The organism is Kribbella sp. WER1 (assembly GCF_054189145.1).
The window spans coordinates 4,612,743-4,634,430 of the sequence record NZ_CM135186.1; the positions used below are offsets into that span (position 1 = coordinate 4,612,743).

A 21,688-nucleotide genomic window follows, 5' to 3' on the forward strand; every position below is an offset into this window, starting at 1 on the left:
CGTACCTCAACCAAACTTGAAGTCAAGGGAGCAGGATGCCGGGGTTCAGGACGGCGTGTGGGTCGAGGGTTTTCTTGACGGCTTGTAAGACTTCGACGGCGAGTGGGCCGATCTCGGCGACGTAGGCGGCTTGGTGGTCGGTGCCGATGCCGTGGTGGTGGGAGATGGTGCCGCCGGCGGTCGCGATCGCCTGGGTGGCGGCGGCTTTCGCGGTTCGCCATTGGGTCACGGGGTCGTCGGTCTGAGCGCAGACGACGGTGAAGTAGAGCGATGCGCCGGTCTCGTACACGTGCGAGATGTGGCAGAGGACCAGCGGCGGCGTGCCGGGGAGGGCGCCGACCAGCGCGTCCGTGACAGCGGCCTTCAGCGCCGGGATGCGGGACCAGAACGCGGCGGTCTCCAGCGTCTCGACCAGCGCGCCTTCGTCGAGGAGTGGATCCCGGAGGTACGGCGCGCGGTACCGGCCGACGCGCCACGTCTCACCCGGCCCTTCGCCGAGGTTCGTACCGCCCGCCGCGGCGAGTACGTCGGCGGTCGCCTGGTTGTACGGGCCGTCGAAGCCGATGATCGCGAGTACGCCGCCCGCGCTGCCGCCGAGCACGTCCGGGGCGGCGAGGTTCACCGCGGTCTCGACCTCGTCGGACAGCCGGAGCACCGTCGGCAGCGGGCCGTCCTGCGCGAGTCGCCGTACCGCGGTCAGGCCGGCGTCGAACGTGTCGAACTTCCAGCCCTCGAAGTGCCGCTCGGCCGGACGCGGGCGGATCCGGACGACCACCGACGTGATGATGCCGAACGCCCCCTCGGAGCCGAGGAACAGTTGGCGGAGGTCCGGACCGGCGGCGGACATCGGCGCACGGCCGAGCTCGATCGTGCCGCGGGGCGTGGCGATCGTGAGCCCGACGACCATCTGGTCGAAGCGCCCGTAGCCGGCCGACGACTGGCCGCTGGACCGGGCCGCCGCGTACCCGCCGATCGAGGCGCCTTCGTACGACTGGGGGAAGTGGCCGAGGGTGTAGCCGCGCTCTGCCAGCAACGCCTCGGCGGCCGGGCCGCGGACGCCGGCCTGCAGGGTGGCCGTCCGCGAGATCTCGTCGAGTTCCACCAGTTGATCGAGCCGGCGGAGGTCGAGAGTGACGAAGCTCCTGGTCGGGGCCAGACCGCCTACTACCGAGGTGCCACCCGAGTACGGGACGACGGCCAGGTCGTGCTCAGCGGCGCCGGTCAGGATCGCCTGTACCTCGTCGTGGTTGCCCGGGTAGACGACGGCGTCCGGTACGTCGGTGGTGTCGGCGGCGCGGAATCGGAGCAGGTCAGTCGTCGAGTAACCGCGGGTGTGGGACCAGCGGGCGTCCCACTCGGTAGTCACCTGCTGAGGACCCACCACTGACGACAGGAAGCGCAGTTGGTCGTCGGTTGCCTGTGAGGTCTGCTCGGGTGCGGTGGTCGGGGACGCCGGACGGTGGATGCCCAGGTGCTTGAGTGCGTCGAGCGCGGCGGCGGGTAGTTCGGCGGGATGGGCCGGGTCGCCCCAGCGGCCGGGGGTGAGTTGCGCCACCGGGAGGTCGGATTCGGTCATCGCTGACTCCCTTTCGGTGGCCTGGACGAGGTAGCGTCGCTGGGAGGTGGAACCCCCTGGCTCCCACCTCCCAGCGACAGTTCCGGGAAGCCGCTGCACAGTTCCGGGAAAACGAAGGCGCTGATACACTTTGGCATGTGATGTCTCAGCGTAGCAGCGAAACAGAGCAAGAGACCAGCACCCGTCCGACGCCGGCGAACGCGATCGGCGAGGAGCGGATCCTGGACGCGGCGTACGAGTTGCTGCTCGCGATCGGGATGCGCCGGATGACGATGGCCGACATCGCCCGGCACGCCGAGGTCTCCCGCGCGACCCTGTACCGGCGCTGGCCGAACGTGCAGGCCGTGGTCGCCGCGCTGATGACCCGGGAGTGGACGATCGCGCTGGTGTCCGCGTTCCAGCCGGACGCCGTCGACGGCCGCGCGCGCCTGGTCGAGGGTGTCGTCGAGGTGGTCGCCAAGACCCGGGTGCACCCGCTGATGCGGAAGATCATCGAGCTCGACCCCGAGTTCCTCACGCCGTACCTGCTGGAGCGCCGCGGCAGCAGCACGGTCGCGCACCTCGCGCTGGTCGAGGAAGGTCTCCGCCAGGGGCAGGCCGACGGCTCGATCCGGGACGGCGACCCGGTCTGGCTGGCCCGGCAGATCATCCTGGTCTCGCTGGCGTCAGCGGTCTCCGGCCCGGTGATGGCGGAGAAGAACGAGTACCCGAAGCTCGACGAGGAGCTGCGCGTGATGCTGACGAGGTACCTGATGCCATGACCACCTTCGGCAACGCGAGTCTGAACGCGGCCCGCCGGACCCGGGAGCTCGGCGAGCTGACGGCGGTCGACGTGCTCGTGATCGGCGGCGGCGTGACCGGCGCCGGCGTCGCGCTGGACGCGGCCGCCCGCGGACTGAGCGTTGCCCTGGTGGAGAAGCACGACCTCGCGTTCGGCACCAGCCGGTGGAGCTCGAAGCTCGTGCACGGCGGCCTGCGGTACCTCGCGTCCGGTCACGTCGGGATCGCCTACGAGAGCGCCGTCGAGCGCGGGATCCTGATGAAGACGACCGCGCCGCACCTCGTGCATCCGGTCCCGCAGATCGCGCCATGGTTGCCGCAGGCAAAGTTCGTGCAGGCCGCGCTGCTGCGGTCCGCGTTCCTCGGCGGCGACGTACTGCGGACGTTCGCGCGGACCAGCGACGACTACCTCCCGCACTCCCGCCGGGTGTCCTCGGCCGAGATCCTGCGCTACGCGCCGACACTGCGCCCGGAAGGGATGCGCGGCGGCTTCCTCACCTGGGACGGGCAGTTGTACGACGACGCCCGCCTGGTGGTCGCGATCGCCCGCACCGCGGCGCAGTACGGCGCCCGCATCCTGACCCACGTGGCCGCGACCGACGTCACCGGGCAGGGCGCGGTGCTGGTCGACCAGCTGACCGGCGAGACGCTGTCAATGGACGCGCGGATCGTGATCAACGCGACCGGGATCTGGGCCGATCAGGTTGCCTCCGGCATCAAGCTCCGACCGAGCCGCGGCACCCATTTGGTGCTGCCACAGTCCGTGTTCGGCGGTCTGTCCGCGGTCCTCACGGTGCCGGTGCCGGGCGAGCTGCGCCGGGTGGTGATGGCGATCCCGGCGCCGGACGACCGGGTGTACGTCGGCCTCACGGACGTGGACGCCCCCGGCCCGGTCAGCGACGTACCGGAGGCAACCAACGCCGAGATCGACTTCCTGCTGAGCACGATCAGCGCCGCCGTCCAGCAGCCGGTGACCCGCGCGGACCTGCTCGGCACGTACGCCGGGCTGCGGCCGCTCCTCGACACCGGCCGGTCCGGCGGCACCGCGGACATCTCCCGGCGGCATGCGGTGATCACCAGCGACGACGGCGTCGTGACGATCGTCGGCGGCAAGCTCACGACGTACCGGCGGATGGCCGAGGACGTCCTCGACACGGCGCTCGACCAGTCGGAGGTCGAGGTCCGGCGGCAGTGCGAGACGCACCGGATCCCGCTGGTCGGCGCGGCCGATCGCGTGCAGCTCGCCGCGGTCCGGGCGCCGGCGCGGTTCGTCCAGCGGTACGGCGTGGAGGCGCCGCGGGTGATCGACGGTCCGCCGGAGTGGCGGGATCCGATCGCGCCCGGGCTGCGGACGACGTACGCCGAGCTGGCGTTCGCGATCCGGCACGAGGGCGCGCTGACCGAGGACGACGTACTCGATCGGCGGACGCGGATCGGCCTGTCGGCGACGGACCGGGAGCTGGCGCTGCCCGCGGTCCGGGAGGCGTTCGCCGCGGTCTGAGGTTAACTTAGCTGCGGGGAGGTGGAAGGTGACGCAGCCGTATCAGCCCGGGCCGTATCAACCCGCGCAATTCCAGCCAGGGCCGTATCAGCCCGTGCCGTACCAGCCGGTGTTGCCGCGGTTCCGGCCGTTGCGGGCGCTGGCCATCGTCAGCACGGTGCTGATGGGGCTGACCGCGGTCGCGGCGGTGATCCAGTGCGTGCTGCTCTGGCGCTCGTACGACCAGGTCAAACGACTCGTGTACGGGCTGCTCTCGGACGCCGAGATCGAGCGTGGCGCCCGATCGGTCGCCGGCGCCGGGCCGTTCCTGGACCTCCTCAGCTACCTGCTGATCGGGACGGCGATCGCGTTCCTGATCTGGCTGTGGCGCGCCCGGGACAACGTCGACTTCCTGCATTCACCGTTCGCCCCGCGGCCGGTCGTGCCGCAGTACCTCCTGCACCGCCACGCACCGGGCTGGGTGATCGGCTCGTGGGTCTGCCCGATCGTGCAGTTCTGGTACCCGTACCAGGTCGTCGACGACGTCGTCCGCGCCAGCAGGCCGCCTGAGAAGCCGCTCGGGCGGGTCCGCACGCTGCTGGTCGGGTGGTGGGCGACGTGGACCGGCTTCTGGGTGATCACGGTCGGCGGCGGGGCGATCGCGCTGATCGGGTTCATCGTGTGGGTCGTCCGCCTGGTCCAGGCGACCGACAACGGCACCGGCGAGTACGTCGACGTGTACGACCTACAGGACTTCATGGTGCACGTCGCGCTCGCCGTCGACATCGGGTTCACGGTCGCGACCGTGCTGCTGATCGTGGCCGGTGTCGCGATGGCCCTGCTGATGCGACAGGTCGGCGACTGGCAGGACGAACAGATGGCGCCGCCACCGCCGGTGCAGGACCACCGCCCGCCGTTGACACCGCAGTACGCGCCGCGGCACCCCGGTCCGGGATTCCCCACCTACGGCCGCTGAAGCAGGACGACGCTCGCGTCGTCGTACTGCTTCCACCGGCCCTCCGTCGTGGTCGCGTCGTACTGCCGGACGCGGTCGATCAGCTCACGCGGACCGGCGGTCGTGAGTACGTCGATCAGCTCGGCCCAGGAATGCCCGTACAGCTCGGTGAAGCGGGAGGCGCCGTCGGAGAGGATCGCGATCACGTCGACGGCGGCCAGGTCGGTGTTGCCGGTGATCGCCTCGTACGCCGCCTTGGGTTCGGTACTCGCGGCCCAGAACCCGCCGGGCTGGTTACGCAGCCGGCGTACCGCCTCGAGTGTCCGCTCCGGGAGCTGCGCGATCCGGTCGTCGCTGTGGACGGTGATCTGCCCGCCGGCGGACCGCATCACGACCGGGGAGTCGGCCAGGACCAGGTGCTCGACGTGGTCCGGGTGCAGCCGCACGATCGAGACCGTGGACGACGGACTGTCCGGATTGCTGACGTCGCAGGTGTCCGCGTGGGTCGCCCGGACGTTGGCGATCGCCTCCGCGAGCAGGTCGGGCAGCGGGGCGGACGTCTGCGCAAGTAGCGCCGGGGCCAGCTGGATCGCGAGCTGCTTCACCAGCCACGGGACGTCGTGAAGGCAGCCGGAGTCGACGCCCTTCGGTGCCGTCGCGCCGTCCAGGACGAGCGCGAAATCGGGGCCGGTCAGGACGAGATCCTCGTTGACGGCAGGTGGTCGCCGATCCGGCGCGGCCTCACTGAGCGAACGAATCTGCACCCGTCTAGTCTCGCTGAGCCCAACTGTCGGCGAGAGACTGGTCGAGCGCGACCTTGGGTGACCAACCGAGCTGCTCGCCGATCAGCGTGCTGTCGGACTGCTGCCACGGTGCACCGAGCAGGGTCTCCTGACCGGCCTCGTCGACGATCGTCGCCGCCAGGCCGCTGAGCTCGAAGAGTTGCCCGGCGACGTCCCGCGCGAGGGTCGCCCGGCCGGTACCGACGTTCAGCAGCGGCGGCAGCTTCCCGTCCGCGAGCGCGACCGCGAGGACCGCCTCGGCCACGTCCCGGACGTCGACGAAGTCCCGCCAGACGTCCAGCGCCCCGACCTCGATCAGCTGCCGCGTCCGCAGGTCCCGGATCACCCGGCCGGTGAGCGTACTGTCCGGCGCCCCCGGCCCGATCACGTCGAAGATCCGCAGTACGACGGCATCCGCGCCGGCCCGCTGCGCCCGGAGGACGAGCTCGGACCCGGCCAGCTTGGTGATCCCGTACGGGCCGAGCGGACGCGGGGCACTGTGCTCGGGCATGCTCGTCCCGTGCGCGGCGCCGCCGTACTCGGCCGCGGAACCGAGCTGGACGAACCGCGCGTGCCCGGCGTGGTCGCGGACGGAGGCGAGCAGCGCCTCGACGGCGATCACGTTCGCCCGGACCAGCTCGGCCGGCGCACCGAACGTGGCGCCGACCGCGTTGATGATCACGGTCGGCTTGTACATCCCGATCTGGGTGTCCAGCGCGTACGGGTGCATCGCGGTCAGGTCGCAGCGCCGGTACGGCTCGCTCCGGGTCCGGCTCAGCCCGCGGTACTCGATACCCCGGTCGGCGAGCAGCGCGCAGATCCTGGCGCCGAGAAAGCCTCCCGCGCCGAACACCATCACCCGCTCAGTTCCGGTCACCCCTCCATCGTGCGGCCCATATTTGTCGGTCGCCCTACCGTTCTCCTGCCTTAACATCACAACTCTGTAGGTGGGGCATGGCAGGGTGACGCTATGGCTACACATGCGGCAGCGCCTACCGAGTCGACCGTCCGGGACTGGGACGACGCGGATCCGTCGGGGCAGACGTACCGGCGGGTGCTGTTCGTCGACGCGGACCTGACCGAGGTGGAGAACCGCGGTGCGGTGTTCGAGGAGTGCACGTTCCGCGGGGTCCGGTTCAACGCGTCGACGCACACCGACGCCGCGTTCGTGAACTGCACGTTCGTCCGCTGCTCACTCTTCGACACGACGTTCACCCGGTGCAAGTTCGTCGGCAGCTTCTTCGACGACTGCGCGCACAGCCTGATGAAGGTGTCCGGCGGCGACTGGTCGTTCACCGGGCTGCCGGGCGCGGACCTGAAGGGCACCGAGTTCACCGGCGTGCGGCTCCGCGAGGCGGACCTGACCGGCGTCCGGGCGCAGAAGGCGGTGCTCCGGGATCTGGACCTGTCCGGCGCGATGCTGCAGAAGGCCGACTTCTCCGGCGCGGACCTGCGCGGATCGGACCTGTCGACGCTCGATCCGCTGACCGTCACGCTCAAGGACGCCCGGATCGACGTTACCCAAGCGATGGTGATCGCGGCCGCCCTGGGACTCGACGTACGGCCGTGACTGTGGATATCCCCAGGTAGTCACACGGTCATCCACGGTCCCATCCACAGCCTGTGGATAACTATCCGGATAACTGTGTATTCGTTCTGTGATATCTCCCAGCCGCGTTACGACGGGTCGGCGCGACCAGCGTCCCGCGGCGATGCCGGGCCGGTGGTCTGGACCGTACGACGAGCAGTCCGGTGTGCTCGACGACGTACGGCGCCGTGACCAACCGGCGCCCGCGGGTCGTGGCCAGCAGTCCGTGGGCGACCGTCTGCAGGGCCGCCGCGAGGCCGACGCCGCAGACGGACCCGAGCGAGTTCGTCAGTACGTCGTGCAACTGACAGGTGCGGCCGAGCGACGGCAACAGCGACTGGATCGCCTCGATCGCCGCCGACAGCCCGATCCCGGCCGCGATCGCCGCCGAACGGCGACCACCGGCCAGCGTCAGCATCCCGGTGAACGGGACGAACAGCAGCACGTTGAGCGGCGCCTGGATCGAGGTCAGACCGCCGATCCCCTCCATCCTGGCCCCGCACATCCCGACGGGTCCGTAGCGGAGCGGGGTCGGCGTGAGGGTGGCCGCGACCACCAGCGCGAACGCCGCCGGGAGGCAGAGCGCGGCCAGCCGGGGAATCAGGTCGCCGCGGTGGCGCATCGAGGAGAGAGCGATCGGCAACGTCATGCCGGTCAGCACGAGCCAGGTGTCCAAGAGGTGTGGGATACCGCGATAAGTCTCGAGCACGCGTCTGGTCCTCCGTGGTCGACCGGCTGACTCGAACCCTTCTCGACTTCCAGGACGACCATCTGCCGCCGCCTCCCGCCGCCGGAACCCCTGTCCGGACATCTGCACGCAGCCGTAAACCGTCCGTGACAGTTCGTGACAGTCCGTGCACAAACTGACACGGAAGGAAGGTGCTCGGGGCAACGATCATGTGCCAGCGGCGGACCGGTGGAGCGGGCCGCTCCACCGATCGGTGGAGGCGGGTGGAGCCGCCCGGGCGATGTGCCGGACCGGGTCCGAACGGGACAGTCGTAGTACCGAAAACACCCCGGAAAGGACCCACCGAGATGACTACCCCCGCGAACGTCGGACACCCGCGCAGCGCCGCCGCGTTGCGGAGCGTGCAACTCCTGGTGACCGGCTACCTCGCGATCAGCGTGCTCACACTGATCGCGATCATCGTCCTGCGGCACCACACCGACGTCGTCAACAGCGCCGTCTGGGTCCGCGGAACGATCGTCGTCGGCAGCTCGCTGCTGACCTTCCTCTTCGCCCGCCGTGCGGCCAAGGGTTCCCACCGCGGCTACCTGCGGCTCCGGATCGTGTCGGCCGTGATGCTGGTTGCGATCTTCGTGATCATCGCGCTGCCCGGCACGTTCCCGCTGTGGATGAAGGGTGAGCAGGCGGTCTGCGGACTGCTGCTGCTCGGCGTGACACTCGTGGTGAACGGCAAGCACCTTCGCTCGGTGTTCACTAAGTGACATGAGCGAGCGCAGCGAGCGAGCAAAAGTAGAGCCGAGCAACGCGTTCGCTCACACCGGAACCGAGCGCAGCGAGGTGGAGGTGTGAGCGAGCGCGTCTGGCCGGTGCGGTTGACGGTGGTGCCGTATGTGTTCCTCGCATGCCTCACCGCCGTCACCATCCTGATCAAGCGCGACCGGCCCGGGTCGCTCACCGTCGACCTGGTGCTGTGTGCGCTGATCGCGGTGTGGACGCTCGGCATGTTCACCCTCCGCCCGGCCAAGCGGACCGACCAGCGCTGGATCGGCGTCTTCATCGTCGGGTACGTCCTGCTGCTGGCCGTGCTGGTGGTGCGGGATCCGTGGTTCGGCTTCCTCACCCCGGCCGGCTACTTCTACACGTTCATCCTGCTGCCCTGGCCGATCGAGCTGGTCGGCGTCGGCAGCGTCGCGGTCGTCGCCGGATACGCCCAGTCGTACGCGATCCCGAAGTCGGACATCTTCGGACTGCTCGGGACCGCCGCCGTGATCGGCGTCAACGTGGTCGGGATGTGCCTCGCGTCCTGGCTCGGCCGCCGCGGCGAGGTGCTCAGCCAGCAGCGCAAGGACGCGGTCGACGCGCTCACCGAGACCAACCAGCGGCTCGAGGCGACGCTCGCTGAGAACGCCGTACTGCACGAGCAACTGGTGACCCAGGCCCGCGAGGCCGGGGTGATCGACGAGCGGCAGCGGATGGCCCGCGAGATCCACGACACGCTCGCACAGGGGCTGACCGGGATCGTCGCGCAGCTGCAGGCCGCCGAAACCGCGGACGACTGGCGACGGTACGTGACGACCGCGATCGGGCTCGCTAGGGAGAGCCTGACCGAGGCGCGGCGGTCGGTGCACGCGCTGCGTCCCCAGCCGCTGCAGTCGGCGACGCTGGGCGACGCGATCGCGGACGTCGTACGGCGGTGGTCGGCGCTGCACGGGGTCGACGTACAACTGACCACTACCGGCACGCAGCGGGTGATGACGCCCGAGGCGGAGTCGACCCTGCTCCGCGCGACACAGGAGGCGTTGGCGAACGTGGCGAAGTATGCACAGGCGACCCGGGTGGGTGTGACGCTGTCGTACATGGAGAAGAAGGTCGCGCTGGACGTGCGGGACGACGGCGCCGGGTTCGATCCGGCGGAGCCCCGGCCGGCGTCGGAGTCCGGCGGGTTCGGGCTGGTCGCGATGCGACAGCGGGTCGAGGCGCTGAACGGGACGCTGGAGATCGAGTCCGAGCCCGGATTCGGTACGGCGATCTCGGCGACCGTGCCGTTGACCGGAGCGGGCGCATGATCCGGCTGCTGATCGCCGACGACCACCCGATCGTCCGCGACGGGCTGAGCGGGATGTTCGCGGCGGAACCCGAGTTCGAGGTGGTCGGCCAGGCGGGCGACGGCGCGGAGGCGATCCGGCTGGCCGAGTCGCTGCAGCCGGACGTGATCCTGATGGACCTGCAGATGCCGGGCGTGAACGGCCTGGACGCGATCAGCGAGCTGGCCGAGCGCGGCGTCCGGTCGCGCGTCCTGGTGCTCACGACGTACGACACCGACGGGTACGTCGTACCCGCGATCGAGGCCGGCGCCACCGGGTACCTGCTCAAGGACGCGCCGCGGGACGAGCTGCTCCGCGCGGTCCGCTCCGCCGCCGAGGGTCGTTCGGTGCTCGCGCCGTCGGTGGCCAACACGCTGATGAACCACGTCCGCGCGCCGCGCACCCCGGAACAGCTGCTGAGCCCGCGGGAACTCGAAGTACTGCAACTGGTTGCCGGCGGCAACACGAACCGTGAGGCCGCCCGGCACCTGTTCATCAGCGAGGCCACGGTGAAGACGCACCTGCTGAACATCTACGCCAAGCTCGACGTCTCCGACCGCGCGGCCGCCGTCGCGGAGGCGTACAACCGCGGCTTGCTCACACCAGGCTGAGCCGGTACTCGCTGTCACGCCGGTCGGTGACGAACATGTACCCCGGCGCGTGCGTGATCGCGTACGGCGGCCGCGACGCCATCAACGCCGCCTGCGGAGTCACCCCACACGCCCAGAACACCGGTACGTCGCCGTCCGCCGCGTCCACCGGATCGCCGAAGTCCGGCCGCCCGAGGTCGGCGATCCCGAGCCCGGCCGGATCGCCGATGTGCACCGGACCGCCGTGCACGGCCGGCATCGCCCGGGTGATCCGGACCGCGTCGTCGACCCGGTCCGCGGGGATCTGCCGCATCGAGACCACCATCGGACCGTGGAGCCGGCCGCCGGGTTCGCACGCGCGGTCGGTCCGGTACATCGCGACGTTCCGCGCCTGCTCGACGTGCCGCAGCGGGATCCTCTCGGCGGCCAGCGCGGACTCGAACGTGAAGCTGCAGCCGAGCGAGAACGCGACCAGGTCGTCCCGCCAGAATTCGGTCGCGTCCGGCACCTCCGCGGCCAGCTCGCCGTCGCGCCAGATCCGGTACCGCGGGAGATCGGTCCGCAGATCGGCGCCGGACGCCAGCCGCGTCGTCGGGTCGCCCGGATCGCTGACGTCGAGGACCGGGCAGGCCTGTGGATTCCGCGTGCAGAACAGCAGCACGTCGTACGCCCAGTCGGCCGGGACGGCGATCAGGTTCGTCTGTGTGTAGCCGCCCGCCCAGCCGGTGGTCGGCACGCTGCAGTCGTCCCGGAACAGCGAGCGGGCCTGCGCCGCGGTCAGCGTTGCAATCGTCATGGGACCCCCTTGCTCAGGTGATCCCACGATAGATATTGTTCAACAATACGACAAGAGTCAGACGACGAGTTCGTGGAGTGTCAAGGTCGGTACTTGGCCACCGCTTCGGCGGTCGGGTGCTCGTCGGCGGCGTGCAGCCCGTCGATCACGCCGTCGATGTCCGCCGCCGGCCGGTTCTGGCTGAGCTTGAACTTCGCCTCGATCCGGGAGATCGCGATCTCCACCCCGACGATCGCCCGAAGCTGCCCACTGACGTACTTCGCCGGCGCGTCATCCACCGACCACGGCTCCGGCCGGCCCGCCTCGTGCAGCTCGGACAGCCGCCGTACGACGTCCTCGACCCAGGCGGGGTCGTCGTACACGGTCAGCGTTCCGTAGACGTGCGCGGTGAGGTAGTTCCAGGTCGGGACGACGCGCCCGTGCTCCCGCTTCGACGCGTACCAGGCAGGGGAGACGTACGCGTCCGGCCCGCGCATGATCACCAACGCCTCACCGATCGCCGGACGCTGCCAGTGCTCGTTGTTCCGCGCGAGATGCCCGAGCAGGACGTTCCGCTCACGATCATGGACGAACGGCAGCATCGTCGCCAGCAACCCGTCCGCCGTCATCGTCACCAGATCCGCCGCACCATGCTGAGCCAGCAACTCCTGCACGGCCACCTCATCCGGCGCGAAATGCGCAGGAACGTACATCATCCACATCCTCAACTCACGGGTCTTCCCCAGTCTCACCCCGACCGGCCCGCCACGGCAGATCCATTCGCCCGCGGTTTCACCAACCCATTCAGACGAGCGCGGCGACCACCGACGCGACCCGCTCGGCACTCCACATCACCGTCGGGTCCGCCTCGACCTGCCCGCTGACGACGGCGGCGATCGCCAGCCCCGGCAACGACCAGTCGGCCGGACGGCCGGTGCCGAGCGGATCGGCGTGCAGACGCTCGGTCGCGGCCGCCGGCGTCGACTGCGCGGTGATCACCAGGCCCCGCATCGTCGCGTTCGCCAGCGTCGCGACGGTCCGGAACCCGACCTCGGATCCCATCCGCAACCGATACCCGAGCAGGTCTGCGATCCGCTCGTACACCGCTGCGATCCGCTCCACGAATCCCTGCTCGGACGCGGCCAGCGCCTCCTGGATCTCGTCCCGGAGCTCGCCGTCCGCGAGGCTCTCGAACGTCGCATGCAGGGCGAGGTACGTCCGCCACTCCGTCGACCGGTGGATCGCGTCGAAGTCGTGCCAGGCACCGCGCCGGAGCAGTTCGCTCCACACCCACCGCCGCCCCTCCGCGGTCTGCAACTCGTCGGCGTGATCGGTCACGATCGCCCGAACCAGCGCGGTCCCGCCCTGCGCGCCGACGATGGCCGGCACCGCCGCCTTCGCCAGTGTGCGGAGCAGGTCGCCGACGAACAGGTCCTTGTACGGCCACCGCCGGTACGCCGCACTCCGCGAGACTCCTGAATCGCGGATCACGTCCTCGAGGCTGATGTGCTCGAGGCTCACGGTCAGACCGGACGCGTTCACCATCGCGACCGCCGAGTCGAGCATCCGGCGCGCGGTCTCCTCGTCGGAGATCCGCTGCCGACGCCGGGTCGGCCCACCCGCCAGCGTCATCGGGCCGTCGCCGGGTCGCGCTTCCACAGGTAGCTGACCGCTGCGAGCCCGGCCAGGCACGGCAGCGCGCCCGCGACCGTGACGAACAGCGGATGCGGCTGGGTGAAGTCATATAGCAGGATCGCGGACCCGAGCACGAACACCGCGGTCGCCGCGGGCTTGGCCCAGGTCTTGCCACGGCGGCCGGCCCAGGCGAGCACCAGCCACGCCATCAGACCGATCGCGCTGATCGTGAACAGATAGGTGAGGATGCTGGACTTCGCCATCTCCGCGTACTGCGTGCGTCCCGGGTAGGCCGCGAGCAGCCCGTGGCCGAGCCGATCTCCGGTCGCACCGTCGACGATCGGCGCCGCCACCCCGAGCACGGTGAGGCCGGCGCCGACGTACATCGCCCTGACTGCCTTGTTCGTCGATTCGCTCATGGGTCTCAAAGTACCAGACTTGATACTTGAAACACCATGTCTCAAACGTGACGACTGCGGAGCTCGGCAGCCTGGTCGTAGTCGCGGCGCCAGTCGCCGGTGGGTGGGAAGATGAGGCGCTCGGTGCCGGCAGCCTCGTAGGCGGCGAGTTGTTCGAGGGGGTCGCCGGTGAGTTGCGGGGCGACCACGGTGGCCTTCAGGTGTTTGCCGTCGGCACGTTCGTTGATGCGGTCCAGGGCCGCGCGGACCTCGTCCGGGGACTGCGCGATCGTCGCCCATCCGTCGGCGTACTTCGCCGCCCGGCGATGCGCCCGTACGCCGTTCCCGGCGACGAAGATCGGCGGCACCTTCGCGCTCGGCGAGATCTCGGCGCCGGCGATCAGGTCGGGCAGTACGGCGAGCGCCTCGTCCGTCAGCCGGCCGCGGTCCGTGAACTCGACCCCGGCGGCCTCCCATCCGGCGGCGCCGTGCGCCGGGTTGCCCGTACCGACGCCGAGCACGACGCGGTTGCCCGAGACGTACTGCAGCGCACTGATCTGCTTCGCCGCCCACGCCACCGGCCGCAGCGCCAGCAGCATCACGTTGTACCCGATCGTGATCCGCTCGGTCACCGCCGCGGCCGTCGCCAGTACGACGGAACTCTCCAGCAGCGGCGCGCTCGCGATCAGATGATCCGTCGACCAGACCGAGTCCAGCCCGACCTCCTCGGCGTACCGCGCGCTCTCCCGGACGTCACCCAGGATCGGCTGGTCGGGATCAGGTGTCGACGTCGGGAGGATGACTCCGAACTCAAGGCTCATACCGGCGACAACCCCGGCGTGGACCGGGCCTATTCCGGCTGGTCGGCCTTGGTCAGCGAGAGGACCGCCGGGCGGAGCAGTTCGACGATCTCGTCCGGGTCGGCGTCGGCGAGCTCGTCGAGTTTGACCAGGTGCCGGCCGAGCACCACCCCGATCAGGATCGCGCTCACGACCGCGGCGCGGAGGTTGCCGTCGACGCCGGGGATCGCCTTGCTGACCTTCACGCGCTCGGCGTGCGCGTTGCCGACCTCGGCGGCCGCGTCCGGGTGCGTGAGCATCGAGCGGAGGGCGGCCAGCGACGCGATCGGCTCCTCGATCAGCGACTGCCGGAGGATCCCGAGCAACTCCTCGGCGACCTCCTCGGGCGTGTCGCCGGTGACCAGCGGCGTCTCGGTCTTCGTCGCCTGCGCGAACAACTGCTCCTTGCTGCCGAAGTAGTGCATCACCAGCCCGGCGTCCACCTGCGCCGCGGCGGCGACCGCGCGGATCGTCGTCCGGTCGTAGCCGAGCGCGGCGAACAACCGGCCCGCGGCGGACAGGATCCGCTCCTGCGTGTCGATCCGCTGCTGGGCCCGCGACGGCCGGGGCGTGGGCTCACTCATCGGATTCATTCTACGACCGTTGACCCGTCGCCGGTTTCGTTCTACGCTCGTTGAACCGTTCTACATCCGTTGAATGAAGGAGCATCATGACCCCCGAGGAAGTCCTGGAACTCCGCCGCCGGCACCTGATCGCCGGCGACTACAACGCCTTCGCCGACCTGTTCGCCGAAGACGGCGTGATCGAACTCCCGTTCGCGGTCGGCGGCCTCCCCACCCGTCTCGAAGGCCGCGAAGCGATCCGCGAGTTCTCCCTCCGCACCAGCGACCGCCCGATCCAGATCATCGACCTGCACACCAACCAGCTCCACCACACAGCCGACCCCGAGGTCGTCGTCCTCGAACTCACCACGAACGCCCGCCACACGACCACGGGCGCCCCGTTCGAAGCCCGCTGCATCCAGGTCTTCCGCATCCAGAACGGCCAGATCAAACTCTTCCGCGACTACGTCGGCGCCCACACGATCCCGGACCTGACCAGCTGACGCACTAGGTTCGGGGGATGAGTCAGCGGGTGGGTGCTTACGCGGTGTGCGTCGACGACGGGCGGGTGCTGCTCGCGCGGTACGTGTCGCCGTACGGGGACGGGAGTTGGTGGACGTTGCCGGGCGGGGGCGTCGAGCAGAACGAGGATCCGTTCGACGCGGTGACGCGGGAGGTGATGGAGGAGACCGGGTACGAGTCGGTGGTCGAGGAACTGCTCGGGATCGACTCACGGATCGTGCCGGCCGCCGTACGTCGGCGTCGCGGGCGCGGGGATCACCAGAACATCGGCGTCTTCTACGCGGCCCGCATCACCGGCGGAACCACCCGCCCGGAGCCGAACGGCGAGACGGCCGAGTCGGCCTGGACACCGATCACCGACGTACCTGGACTGCACCGGGCGGCACTCGTCGACGTGGGGATCGCGTTGTGGGAATCCCGCCCACGAACCGGGCGAGTACCGGCGATCGCCGTCGGCGGGCTGGTCGAGCGCTGACGTCGATCCCCTGACAGCCTGTCAGACTTCCCGCAAGCCGCGCACCTTCTTTCACCTGCCGCCGCGGTGGGTGCGGCTGACGGATCACAGGCCTATGTGGAGGCGGGTCGGTTGCTCGACGAGACGTACCGGAGGTTGCGGGATGGATTCGAAGGCTGAGCTGTTGCGGGTGTTGCAGGGGACCCGGCTCACGTTGCTCGGGAAGCTTGACGGGTTGGGGGAGTACGACCGCCGTCGGCCGCTGGTGCCGACGGGGACCAACCTGCTCGGGCTGGTCAAACACCTTGCGGGGTTGGAGTACGGCTACCTCGGCGAGGCGCTCGGGCGCATGCCACCGGTGCGGCCGTCGTGGTTCCGGGACGACGTATCGACGGAGATCGACCTGTGGGCGACGCCGGACGAGTCGAGCGAGTACGTCGTCGGCCTGTACCGAGAGCTCGCCGCGCATTCCGACCGTACGGTCGCGGACCTCGAGCTCGACAGTCCGGCGTACGTCGCGCACTGGGCGGAAGGCCACCGCGACACGACCCTCGGCGTACTGCTGATCCGGATGCTCGCCGAGACCAGCCAGCACACCGGCCACGCGGACATCCTCCGCGAGCAGCTCGACGGGCGGCTCGGAGGTGGTGCCGCCGTCGCCGACGATCCCGCGTTCTGGAACGACCGCCACGCAGAGATCCAGTCGGCCGCCGACCACTTCAGCGATCGTCGCCGTCACCGCTGAGAACACCCCGCGACTTCCGGTCCGCGATCTTCGCAATGTTGCGCTCGGCAACATCCTCGAGGCGGATCCCCAGCCTTGTGGACAACTCCGACAGGTACCAGAGCACGTCGCCCAGCTCGAGCGTCAGCGCCTCCCGGTCCGCGTCGGTGATCACGCCCGCCCGGTCCCGGAAGATCTTCTTCACCTTGCCGGCGACCTCGCCCGCCTCGTTCACGAGCCCCAATGTCGGGTACACAATCGGGTGATCGGTCGAGACCAGGCCCGCGGTCCGCGCCGCGGCTGCCTGGTAACCACTGAAGTCGAACGCGCTCTGCTCGGTCATCGCGCAAGTCTGCCAGCCCGCACCGACAACCCTGACGGAGAGATCGATGGACAGCACCGGAGAGTTCGTCACCGAGACCTTCGCGTACGACGGCGGCCGCCAAGTCACCGTCTACGTACCGCCGACCATGCCGGAGGCCGTCGTGTACGCCGGCGACGGCCAGCTGATCTCGCAGTGGGGCCCGGACCTCGCGCGTGCCGACGTACCTCCGACGCTGGTGGCCGGCGTACATCGGACGGACGATCCGGACGAGATGGTGCGGATCCGCGAGTACTCGCCGTCGTTCGAACCGGAGCTGTTCGCGGCCCACGAGACGTTCTTCGTCGACGAGGTCCGCGACTGGGTCCGCACACGCTTCGGCGTCGCGCTCCCGGCCGAACGGACCGCGGTGTTCGGCGTCTCCGCCAGCGCGGAACTCGCTCTCGCGATGGGCGTCCGGCACCCCGACGTCTACGGCTCGGTCTTCGCGGCATCCCCCGGAGGCGGCTACCACCCACCGTCGGACCTGCTTGACCGGTTACCACGGACGTACCTCGTCGCCGGCACCGAGGAGCCCTGGTTCCTCGAGAACGCAACCCGCTGGTACGACGCGCTCCGCGCCGCGAACGTCGACGTGATCCTGACGGAACGCCCGGGGAACCACGGCGATCCGTTCTGGCAAGCGGAGTTCCCGTCGATGGTGCACTGGGCCTTCGGTCAGTAGGACCGTTCAACAGCGCTCGAAAGGGTGGCCTGCTGACGGACGGGGCGGTTTGCTGGTGCGACCAGCCAGCCGACAGACGGGTGCACATATGAAGAACCGAAGACTGTTGACCGCAGCAACCATGCTGCTCGCAACGGCCGCCACCTCTGTCGCGGTCGCCACCCCGGCCCACGCCGGCGGCCCTGCCCAGTCCGGCGGGTACTACGCGACGCTCGAACACTGCCTCAACCAGGGACAATGGCAACTAGCCACGCGCCCTGGCGACTGGTCCGACTACTACTGCAAGGGCACTGGCCCGGGCGCCAACGACCCGTGGCAGCTGTGGCTCGTCCCGCGGTAGCTCCTTGACCTACCCGGCCGACTCGACCACGTCGACCGAGATCTCGACGGCCGGCACCGTGCCGCGGTTCTCCAGCCAGTGCACGGTATTCCGGTCCTCGGGCCAGCCGAGGCCTGGTCCGTAATCGGTCGTCCTGCCGTCGCGGTGGTCGGTGATCGTCCCCTCGAGGACGTATACCGTCCCCGGCCCGCCGACGTGGTCGTGCAACGGGCCGAAGACCCCGCCCGGTTCGATCGTCACCATCCGCATCCGCAGCCGATGTCCGTCCATGCCCGGGATCTCGACCCCGAGATCGACCGACGCCAGCAACTCCACGGAGACCCCTTTGGACTGCTCACCGTTCATCTTCGCCCCCTCCGGCTAAGGAGAGTGTGCACCCGCGGACCACCGAACAGCTACTCGCCGGTGGCGCCGTCGATGCACTCGCGCAGCAGATCGGCGTGCCCGTTGTGCCGGGCGTACTCCTCGATCATGTGCAGGTAGATCCACCGCAGCGTGTAGTCCTCACCCGGACTCCGCTCGACCAGCCCGACCCCCGCGACGGCGGCCCGCGACCGGGCGACACTCGCCTGATAACTCGCCAGGTCGTCCCCGGGTCGAGGTCCTCGAAACTGTTCCTCGCGCCCGTACGTAGTTCCAGAAGTACCGGTGGTCCGGCTGCCCGTCGTACTCGTGGAACCACCCCTCGACCGCCGACAGATGCCGCACCAGCCCCAACAACGACAACCGCGACGGCGGCACCGCCCGCACCACCAACTGCTCCGGCCTCAGCCCACCACACTTCACCAGCAAGGTGGTCCGCTGAAACTCCAGCCGCCCCACCAACGCCTCCAACTCACCCACCGGATCAACCGGCGGCTCCACCCGCTCAGGCACACCCCAAACCGACATGCCCGAAAACTACCCCCGTCAGAACCCCGTGGTCCCGTCGATTCCCTCCCGAATGATGTCCGCATGCCCGTTGTGCCGCGCCGTCTCCTGCACCATGTGAAGCAGAATCGCCCGCAGATTCACCTCCGCACCCCAAGGCGTCACGACCACATCATCAAGCTCCCCACCAGCAACAACACCCCGAGCCCGCTCACAAACCGCCAAATACTGCCCCACCAGCCCATCAGCCGTCTCGTCGTCCCCCACCCGAAAGTCCTCATCCGCCGGCCACAGATCAGGCTCGTCAACCCCGCCATAAATCTTCAGAAACCACCCCTGCTCAGTCCCCGCCAAATGCTTCACCAGCCCCAAAAGACTGACCCCCGACCCCGTCATCACCCGCCGCAACGCCGCCTCATCCAGCCCATCCAACTTCCCCACCAAAGTCGCCCGCTGAAACTCCAACTGCTGAACCAACCCCTCCCGCTCCCCAACCACCCGCCCCGGCACCACCCGCTCCACACCCGCCCTGAACACCATCCCCCGACAATAGGGCTGGGCAGTTGAGCAGCGCAGGCTGTAAACAAGACAGCCCCATCAGCATGGGCGACATCATCGCGATCGACTTCAACACCGACCTGGAAGCAGACGGTGTCTTTCGCGGCGCCATCACCTTCGTGTACTCCGACGAGCGCAGCCCCTGACGTCAACGCCCCCGAGCGCCATCCCCCGCAGCCAGGCGGTCGAGTTCGTCGGCTCGACGGTGGTCCTTGGGACGACCCGCAGCTCGGCGCATGCTGACCAGATCGTCCAAGCGGAGGTAGTGGACCTCCAGCCCGTCGTCCGCCACCGCCTGGAGGCTGCGTGCGAAGTACTCCGCAACGGGGAGAGTGCCCCAAGGAAGCGCGGGAGTACAGCAGTCGCCGCCAACAGTGGCGGTAGAGAACAACACCTTGGGACCGAGGAACGACGCAGCCTCGCACGGAACCGGCAGGCCGTCCTCGTCCTTCAAGACGGCAGGTCCACCCTCGACCTGGGCGAACGCCGCGGCGAGCGCGGCCGCGTCGGCAGGGTCACCGTCCCACAACAGATCAAGATCACCGGTGAGCTCCATCGACCCATGCATGATGCCGGCCACCTGGCCGATCACCACGACCCGGACACCCGACCGCTGCAACGCCCGCAGCAGAGGAAACGGATCGAACCCGATCGCATCATCAGTACCGATGGTGCCGACCGTGTCATCCGCATCCACATGAGACAAACCAGTGACCGCCCGATCCCGAGTCAACGCAGCGATCCTGCCAACAGCCACCCCCAGTCGCGCCACCGGCTCACCCATCGGCACCCGTTCAAACACAGCCATCCAGCCATCATCCGCCGCGCCTGGTCCACCACCTCGGCACACCGGCCGAGCCCTGGTTGGCGATCGAAAGATGCCGGGGAGCGGTGTGCGCGGCGAACAACGAGAGCTAGCGAAAACCGATTGCGTGCTGAGTCAGAACCTCGGCAGAGTGGCGGTCATGCGGCCTGGGGATGTCCTGGACGAGTGGCGAACGCGTGGGTTTGTGATTCTGCCCGGGTTCTTGTCGACCGAGGAGCTGGCGCCGGCTCTCGGCGAACTGGCGACGATGTTTCCGACGGCCGAGGGATTTCACGACGGCACGGACGATCGCCGGTCGAGGTACGTCGAGGACGAGTTCGACGGCATCGACGCCTTCCCGTTCGCCGGCACCGAGTTCAGCATGCTTGCGGTGCATCCAAGGATCGTGGAACTTGCAGAGCTGCTGCTCGGACAGACCGATCTGCGGCTGTCATCGGCTGAGGCATGGGCGAAGTACACAGGTGCCACGTCGTACGACCAGGCACTGCACCGCGACTACCTGAACCAAACGATCCTGGTGCCATCCACCGACGACCGATACCAGCACCTCGAACTGTTCGTCTTTCTCGTCGATGTCCCCGAAGAGCTCGGGCCGCCGCACCTGGTGCCGTACGACCACACCGCGGACCTCCCGATGAACCCGAACTTCTACCCACGCAACGGCGGTAGCGGCGACTTCGTCTCCCGTGACGACAACAGCCGTCTGTACGACGCCGAGGAATCCGGGGCCGCTCCAGCGGGAACGGTGATCGCGTTCAACACCCGCACGTTCCACCGCGGGACCGGACTGCGGAAAGCGCTGGGCGCACGGTACTCAATGCAGCTCATCTATCGGCCGGCGGATGCGGACTGGGGCCAGCGCATCGCGTGGGCGACACGCAGCCACGAACCGGCCTGGTACGAGTTCGTCCACCGCGCAACGCCACGCCAGCTCGAACTGTTCGGCTTTCCTGCACCCGGCCATCCGTTCTGGACCGCCCAGACGCTCGCCGGCATCACCCAGAGGTATCCGAAGCTCGACATCACGCCCTGGCAGACCACGGCGCCGCGCTGACCCGGCGAAAACATCGATGTATCCACAGGGTTTGCCACAGTCGTGGAGAACCAAGCCCAACTGCCGGGACGCCGAGCCGGGGGAGGACGGTTGGGTTTCATCGACCCGGCCGGTGGCAAGATCCGCTGGCGGAACTTCTGGAAGAAATGCTTTGGTGGAGACGAGGGGACTTGAACCCCTAACCCCTGCCTTGCAAAGGCAGTGCTCTGCCAGTTGAGCTACGCCCCCGTGGGGTGGTCAGTGGCCCGGGGTTACCGGGTCGGCGACCTCGGCCCAGAGGTCCTTTTCGGCGCGGGACTGCTGGGTCTTCTTGTAGACAAAGTATCCGCCGACGCCGGCCAGTAGCACCAGCAGGAACTTTCTGAGCACTGGAGACTCCTCGGATCGGAACTTCGAACTACGTGATGGGTGGGCCTAACTGGATTTGAACCAGTGACCTCTGCCTTATCAGGGCAGCGCTCTAACCAACTGAGCTATAGGCCCGCGTTCTGCGGTGTCGAACCCGGGAGAGATTACCGCACCAAGTGCCGTACTCCCAAACCGGTTACGGCCGGGCCTCGA

General features: G+C 69.0%; 30 protein-coding genes and 2 tRNA genes. 13 read left to right on the plus strand and 19 right to left on the minus strand.

The annotated features are described in order from the left end of the window. Positions 1–22: 22 nt before the first annotated feature. Positions 23–1,576: an FAD-binding oxidoreductase gene (locus ACXJJ3_RS22225; RefSeq protein WP_458163746.1), complete on the minus strand. Its 1,554-nt coding sequence runs from the start codon at positions 1,574–1,576 to the stop codon at positions 23–25. Between the two features lie 140 nt (positions 1,577–1,716). Here ACXJJ3_RS22225 and ACXJJ3_RS22230 point away from each other — a divergent pair, with 140 nt between their 5' ends. From ACXJJ3_RS22230 to ACXJJ3_RS22240, 3 genes are read left to right on the plus strand one after another with little or no spacing between them, the layout of a single operon-like run. Continuing rightward, the gene (locus ACXJJ3_RS22230) at positions 1,717–2,337 is read left to right on the plus strand and encodes a TetR/AcrR family transcriptional regulator (protein ID WP_458171932.1); all 621 of its coding nucleotides are present in this window, start codon (positions 1,717–1,719) and stop codon (positions 2,335–2,337) included. Then, a complete protein-coding gene (locus ACXJJ3_RS22235; protein ID WP_458163749.1) occupies positions 2,334–3,857 on the plus strand; it encodes a glycerol-3-phosphate dehydrogenase/oxidase in 1,524 nt (507 codons plus the stop codon). The genes ACXJJ3_RS22230 and ACXJJ3_RS22235 overlap by 4 nt, the downstream gene beginning before the upstream one ends. Positions 3,858–3,885: 28 nt before the next feature. Beyond that, positions 3,886–4,812, plus strand: a complete 927-nt coding sequence (locus tag ACXJJ3_RS22240) for a DUF4328 domain-containing protein (RefSeq protein ID WP_458163751.1) — start codon at positions 3,886–3,888, stop codon at positions 4,810–4,812. Here ACXJJ3_RS22240 and ACXJJ3_RS22245 read toward each other — a convergent pair. After that, a complete protein-coding gene (locus ACXJJ3_RS22245; protein WP_458163753.1) occupies positions 4,800–5,555 on the minus strand; it encodes a protein phosphatase 2C domain-containing protein in 756 nt (251 codons plus the stop codon). The two genes, ACXJJ3_RS22240 and ACXJJ3_RS22245, sit on opposite strands and share 13 nt — an antisense overlap. Before the next feature lie 4 nt (positions 5,556–5,559). Further along, positions 5,560–6,450, minus strand: a complete 891-nt coding sequence (locus tag ACXJJ3_RS22250) for an NAD-dependent epimerase/dehydratase family protein (protein WP_458163755.1) — start codon at positions 6,448–6,450, stop codon at positions 5,560–5,562. Between the two features lie 93 nt (positions 6,451–6,543). On the opposite strand from ACXJJ3_RS22250, the gene ACXJJ3_RS22255 reads away from it, so the two are divergent. After that, positions 6,544–7,143 carry a pentapeptide repeat-containing protein gene (locus ACXJJ3_RS22255; RefSeq protein ID WP_458163757.1) on the plus strand — a complete coding sequence of 200 codons (600 nt, stop codon included), beginning with the start codon at positions 6,544–6,546 and terminating at the stop codon, positions 7,141–7,143. A 61-nt stretch (positions 7,144–7,204) separates the two neighbouring features. Here ACXJJ3_RS22255 and ACXJJ3_RS22260 read toward each other — a convergent pair whose 3' ends face one another. Further along, positions 7,205–7,870, minus strand: a complete 666-nt coding sequence (locus tag ACXJJ3_RS22260) for a VanZ family protein (protein WP_458163758.1) — start codon at positions 7,868–7,870, stop codon at positions 7,205–7,207. A gap of 326 nt (positions 7,871–8,196) precedes the next feature. On the opposite strand from ACXJJ3_RS22260, the gene ACXJJ3_RS22265 reads away from it, so the two are divergent. From ACXJJ3_RS22265 to ACXJJ3_RS22275, 3 genes are all read left to right on the plus strand, one after another. Beyond that, on the plus strand, positions 8,197–8,610 hold the full coding sequence (locus ACXJJ3_RS22265; protein WP_458163759.1) for a hypothetical protein: 414 nt from the start codon (positions 8,197–8,199) through the stop codon (positions 8,608–8,610). Positions 8,611–8,694: 84 nt separating this feature from the next. Further along, a complete protein-coding gene (locus ACXJJ3_RS22270) occupies positions 8,695–9,915 on the plus strand; it encodes a sensor histidine kinase (RefSeq protein WP_458163760.1) in 1,221 nt (406 codons plus the stop codon). Continuing rightward, positions 9,912–10,544, plus strand: coding sequence for a response regulator (locus tag ACXJJ3_RS22275; protein ID WP_458163761.1), 633 nt, complete (start codon positions 9,912–9,914; stop codon positions 10,542–10,544). The genes ACXJJ3_RS22270 and ACXJJ3_RS22275 overlap by 4 nt, the downstream gene beginning before the upstream one ends. On the opposite strand, the gene ACXJJ3_RS22280 is transcribed toward ACXJJ3_RS22275, so the two are convergent. The 6 genes from ACXJJ3_RS22280 to ACXJJ3_RS22305 all read right to left on the minus strand — a co-directional run bounded on the left by ACXJJ3_RS22280 (position 10,531) and on the right by ACXJJ3_RS22305 (position 14,754). Next, complete coding sequence (locus ACXJJ3_RS22280) at positions 10,531–11,319, minus strand: putative hydro-lyase (protein ID WP_458163762.1); 789 nt, start codon at positions 11,317–11,319, stop codon at positions 10,531–10,533. The two genes, ACXJJ3_RS22275 and ACXJJ3_RS22280, sit on opposite strands and share 14 nt — an antisense overlap. A gap of 80 nt (positions 11,320–11,399) precedes the next feature. Beyond that, complete coding sequence (locus tag ACXJJ3_RS22285) at positions 11,400–12,014, minus strand: FMN-binding negative transcriptional regulator (protein ID WP_458163763.1); 615 nt, start codon at positions 12,012–12,014, stop codon at positions 11,400–11,402. A gap of 88 nt (positions 12,015–12,102) precedes the next feature. Further along, positions 12,103–12,957, minus strand: a complete 855-nt coding sequence (locus ACXJJ3_RS22290) for a hypothetical protein (RefSeq protein WP_458163764.1) — start codon at positions 12,955–12,957, stop codon at positions 12,103–12,105. After that, the gene (locus ACXJJ3_RS22295) at positions 12,927–13,352 is read right to left on the minus strand and encodes a hypothetical protein (RefSeq protein ID WP_458163765.1); all 426 of its coding nucleotides are present in this window, start codon (positions 13,350–13,352) and stop codon (positions 12,927–12,929) included. The genes ACXJJ3_RS22290 and ACXJJ3_RS22295 overlap by 31 nt, the downstream gene beginning before the upstream one ends. A gap of 41 nt (positions 13,353–13,393) precedes the next feature. Beyond that, a complete protein-coding gene (locus tag ACXJJ3_RS22300; RefSeq protein WP_458163766.1) occupies positions 13,394–14,152 on the minus strand; it encodes an LLM class flavin-dependent oxidoreductase in 759 nt (252 codons plus the stop codon). Positions 14,153–14,181: 29 nt separating this feature from the next. Continuing rightward, a complete protein-coding gene (locus tag ACXJJ3_RS22305) occupies positions 14,182–14,754 on the minus strand; it encodes a TetR family transcriptional regulator (RefSeq protein WP_458163767.1) in 573 nt (190 codons plus the stop codon). An 86-nt stretch (positions 14,755–14,840) separates the two neighbouring features. Here ACXJJ3_RS22305 and ACXJJ3_RS22310 point away from each other — a divergent pair, with 86 nt between their 5' ends. The 3 genes from ACXJJ3_RS22310 (at position 14,841) to ACXJJ3_RS22320 (ending at position 16,454) form a co-directional block, all read left to right on the plus strand. Then, positions 14,841–15,236: a nuclear transport factor 2 family protein gene (locus tag ACXJJ3_RS22310; RefSeq protein ID WP_458163768.1), complete on the plus strand. Its 396-nt coding sequence runs from the start codon at positions 14,841–14,843 to the stop codon at positions 15,234–15,236. A gap of 17 nt (positions 15,237–15,253) precedes the next feature. Next, complete coding sequence (locus ACXJJ3_RS22315; RefSeq protein WP_458163769.1) at positions 15,254–15,730, plus strand: NUDIX hydrolase; 477 nt, start codon at positions 15,254–15,256, stop codon at positions 15,728–15,730. Between the two features lie 142 nt (positions 15,731–15,872). After that, the gene (locus ACXJJ3_RS22320) at positions 15,873–16,454 is read left to right on the plus strand and encodes a DinB family protein (protein ID WP_458163770.1); all 582 of its coding nucleotides are present in this window, start codon (positions 15,873–15,875) and stop codon (positions 16,452–16,454) included. Here ACXJJ3_RS22320 and ACXJJ3_RS22325 read toward each other — a convergent pair. Next, on the minus strand, positions 16,429–16,776 hold the full coding sequence (locus tag ACXJJ3_RS22325; protein WP_458163771.1) for a nucleoside triphosphate pyrophosphohydrolase family protein: 348 nt from the start codon (positions 16,774–16,776) through the stop codon (positions 16,429–16,431). The two genes, ACXJJ3_RS22320 and ACXJJ3_RS22325, sit on opposite strands and share 26 nt — an antisense overlap. Before the next feature lie 46 nt (positions 16,777–16,822). Here ACXJJ3_RS22325 and ACXJJ3_RS22330 point away from each other — a divergent pair, with 46 nt between their 5' ends. After that, positions 16,823–17,479 (plus strand): alpha/beta hydrolase, encoded by a 657-nt coding sequence (locus ACXJJ3_RS22330; RefSeq protein WP_458163772.1) that lies wholly within the window; start codon positions 16,823–16,825, stop codon positions 17,477–17,479. Between the two features lie 88 nt (positions 17,480–17,567). Further along, complete coding sequence (locus tag ACXJJ3_RS22335; RefSeq protein WP_458163773.1) at positions 17,568–17,819, plus strand: hypothetical protein; 252 nt, start codon at positions 17,568–17,570, stop codon at positions 17,817–17,819. Between the two features lie 9 nt (positions 17,820–17,828). Here the strand turns inward: ACXJJ3_RS22335 and ACXJJ3_RS22340 are convergent, their stop codons facing one another. The 5 genes from ACXJJ3_RS22340 to ACXJJ3_RS22360 all read right to left on the minus strand — a co-directional run bounded on the left by ACXJJ3_RS22340 (position 17,829) and on the right by ACXJJ3_RS22360 (position 20,031). Next, positions 17,829–18,164, minus strand: a complete 336-nt coding sequence (locus ACXJJ3_RS22340; protein WP_458163774.1) for a cupin domain-containing protein — start codon at positions 18,162–18,164, stop codon at positions 17,829–17,831. Between the two features lie 50 nt (positions 18,165–18,214). After that, complete coding sequence (locus tag ACXJJ3_RS22345; RefSeq protein ID WP_458171933.1) at positions 18,215–18,403, minus strand: mycothiol transferase; 189 nt, start codon at positions 18,401–18,403, stop codon at positions 18,215–18,217. Then, positions 18,324–18,710, minus strand: a complete 387-nt coding sequence (locus ACXJJ3_RS22350; RefSeq protein WP_458163775.1) for a mycothiol transferase — start codon at positions 18,708–18,710, stop codon at positions 18,324–18,326. Before ACXJJ3_RS22350 ends, ACXJJ3_RS22345 begins: the two co-directional genes overlap by 80 nt. A gap of 18 nt (positions 18,711–18,728) precedes the next feature. Then, positions 18,729–19,229, minus strand: coding sequence for a DinB family protein (locus ACXJJ3_RS22355; protein ID WP_458163776.1), 501 nt, complete (start codon positions 19,227–19,229; stop codon positions 18,729–18,731). A 166-nt stretch (positions 19,230–19,395) separates the two neighbouring features. Next, positions 19,396–20,031: a hypothetical protein gene (locus ACXJJ3_RS22360; RefSeq protein WP_458163777.1), complete on the minus strand. Its 636-nt coding sequence runs from the start codon at positions 20,029–20,031 to the stop codon at positions 19,396–19,398. Positions 20,032–20,140: 109 nt separating this feature from the next. Between ACXJJ3_RS22360 and ACXJJ3_RS22365 the strand changes: the two genes are divergently transcribed. Then, on the plus strand, positions 20,141–21,127 hold the full coding sequence (locus ACXJJ3_RS22365; protein ID WP_458163778.1) for a phytanoyl-CoA dioxygenase family protein: 987 nt from the start codon (positions 20,141–20,143) through the stop codon (positions 21,125–21,127). A gap of 152 nt (positions 21,128–21,279) precedes the next feature. On the opposite strand, the gene ACXJJ3_RS22370 is transcribed toward ACXJJ3_RS22365, so the two are convergent. The 3 genes from ACXJJ3_RS22370 to ACXJJ3_RS22380 form a co-directional block, all read right to left on the minus strand. After that, positions 21,280–21,355 (minus strand) — tRNA-Ala (locus ACXJJ3_RS22370). Positions 21,356–21,364: 9 nt separating this feature from the next. Next, the gene (locus ACXJJ3_RS22375; protein WP_209696738.1) at positions 21,365–21,496 is read right to left on the minus strand and encodes a DLW-39 family protein; all 132 of its coding nucleotides are present in this window, start codon (positions 21,494–21,496) and stop codon (positions 21,365–21,367) included. 40 nt (positions 21,497–21,536) lie between these two features. After that, positions 21,537–21,610: transfer RNA gene (locus ACXJJ3_RS22380), tRNA-Ile, on the minus strand. Positions 21,611–21,688: the final 78 nt, after the last annotated feature.

Bases quoted from the DNA above. Each gene is read 5' to 3' on its own strand.
- ACXJJ3_RS22225 (WP_458163746.1), bottom strand. From the start codon at position 1,576: ATGACCGAATCCGACCTCCCGGTGGCGCAACTCACCCCCGGCCGCTGG.
- ACXJJ3_RS22230 (WP_458171932.1), top strand. From the start codon at position 1,717: ATGTCTCAGCGTAGCAGCGAAACAGAGCAAGAGACCAGCACCCGTCCG.
- ACXJJ3_RS22235 (WP_458163749.1), top strand. From the start codon at position 2,334: ATGACCACCTTCGGCAACGCGAGTCTGAACGCGGCCCGCCGGACCCGG.
- ACXJJ3_RS22255 (WP_458163757.1), top strand. From the start codon at position 6,544: ATGGCTACACATGCGGCAGCGCCTACCGAGTCGACCGTCCGGGACTGG.
- ACXJJ3_RS22265 (WP_458163759.1), top strand. From the start codon at position 8,197: ATGACTACCCCCGCGAACGTCGGACACCCGCGCAGCGCCGCCGCGTTG.
- ACXJJ3_RS22275 (WP_458163761.1), top strand. From the start codon at position 9,912: ATGATCCGGCTGCTGATCGCCGACGACCACCCGATCGTCCGCGACGGG.
- ACXJJ3_RS22280 (WP_458163762.1), bottom strand. From the start codon at position 11,319: ATGACGATTGCAACGCTGACCGCGGCGCAGGCCCGCTCGCTGTTCCGG.
- ACXJJ3_RS22285 (WP_458163763.1), bottom strand. From the start codon at position 12,014: ATGATGTACGTTCCTGCGCATTTCGCGCCGGATGAGGTGGCCGTGCAG.
- ACXJJ3_RS22295 (WP_458163765.1), bottom strand. From the start codon at position 13,352: ATGAGCGAATCGACGAACAAGGCAGTCAGGGCGATGTACGTCGGCGCC.
- ACXJJ3_RS22300 (WP_458163766.1), bottom strand. From the start codon at position 14,152: ATGAGCCTTGAGTTCGGAGTCATCCTCCCGACGTCGACACCTGATCCC.
- ACXJJ3_RS22305 (WP_458163767.1), bottom strand. From the start codon at position 14,754: ATGAGTGAGCCCACGCCCCGGCCGTCGCGGGCCCAGCAGCGGATCGAC.
- ACXJJ3_RS22310 (WP_458163768.1), top strand. From the start codon at position 14,841: ATGACCCCCGAGGAAGTCCTGGAACTCCGCCGCCGGCACCTGATCGCC.
- ACXJJ3_RS22315 (WP_458163769.1), top strand. From the start codon at position 15,254: ATGAGTCAGCGGGTGGGTGCTTACGCGGTGTGCGTCGACGACGGGCGG.
- ACXJJ3_RS22320 (WP_458163770.1), top strand. From the start codon at position 15,873: ATGGATTCGAAGGCTGAGCTGTTGCGGGTGTTGCAGGGGACCCGGCTC.
- ACXJJ3_RS22325 (WP_458163771.1), bottom strand. From the start codon at position 16,776: ATGACCGAGCAGAGCGCGTTCGACTTCAGTGGTTACCAGGCAGCCGCG.
- ACXJJ3_RS22330 (WP_458163772.1), top strand. From the start codon at position 16,823: ATGGACAGCACCGGAGAGTTCGTCACCGAGACCTTCGCGTACGACGGC.
- ACXJJ3_RS22335 (WP_458163773.1), top strand. From the start codon at position 17,568: ATGAAGAACCGAAGACTGTTGACCGCAGCAACCATGCTGCTCGCAACG.
- ACXJJ3_RS22340 (WP_458163774.1), bottom strand. From the start codon at position 18,164: ATGAACGGTGAGCAGTCCAAAGGGGTCTCCGTGGAGTTGCTGGCGTCG.
- ACXJJ3_RS22350 (WP_458163775.1), bottom strand. From the start codon at position 18,710: ATGTCGGTTTGGGGTGTGCCTGAGCGGGTGGAGCCGCCGGTTGATCCG.
- ACXJJ3_RS22355 (WP_458163776.1), bottom strand. From the start codon at position 19,229: ATGGTGTTCAGGGCGGGTGTGGAGCGGGTGGTGCCGGGGCGGGTGGTT.
- ACXJJ3_RS22360 (WP_458163777.1), bottom strand. From the start codon at position 20,031: ATGGGTGAGCCGGTGGCGCGACTGGGGGTGGCTGTTGGCAGGATCGCT.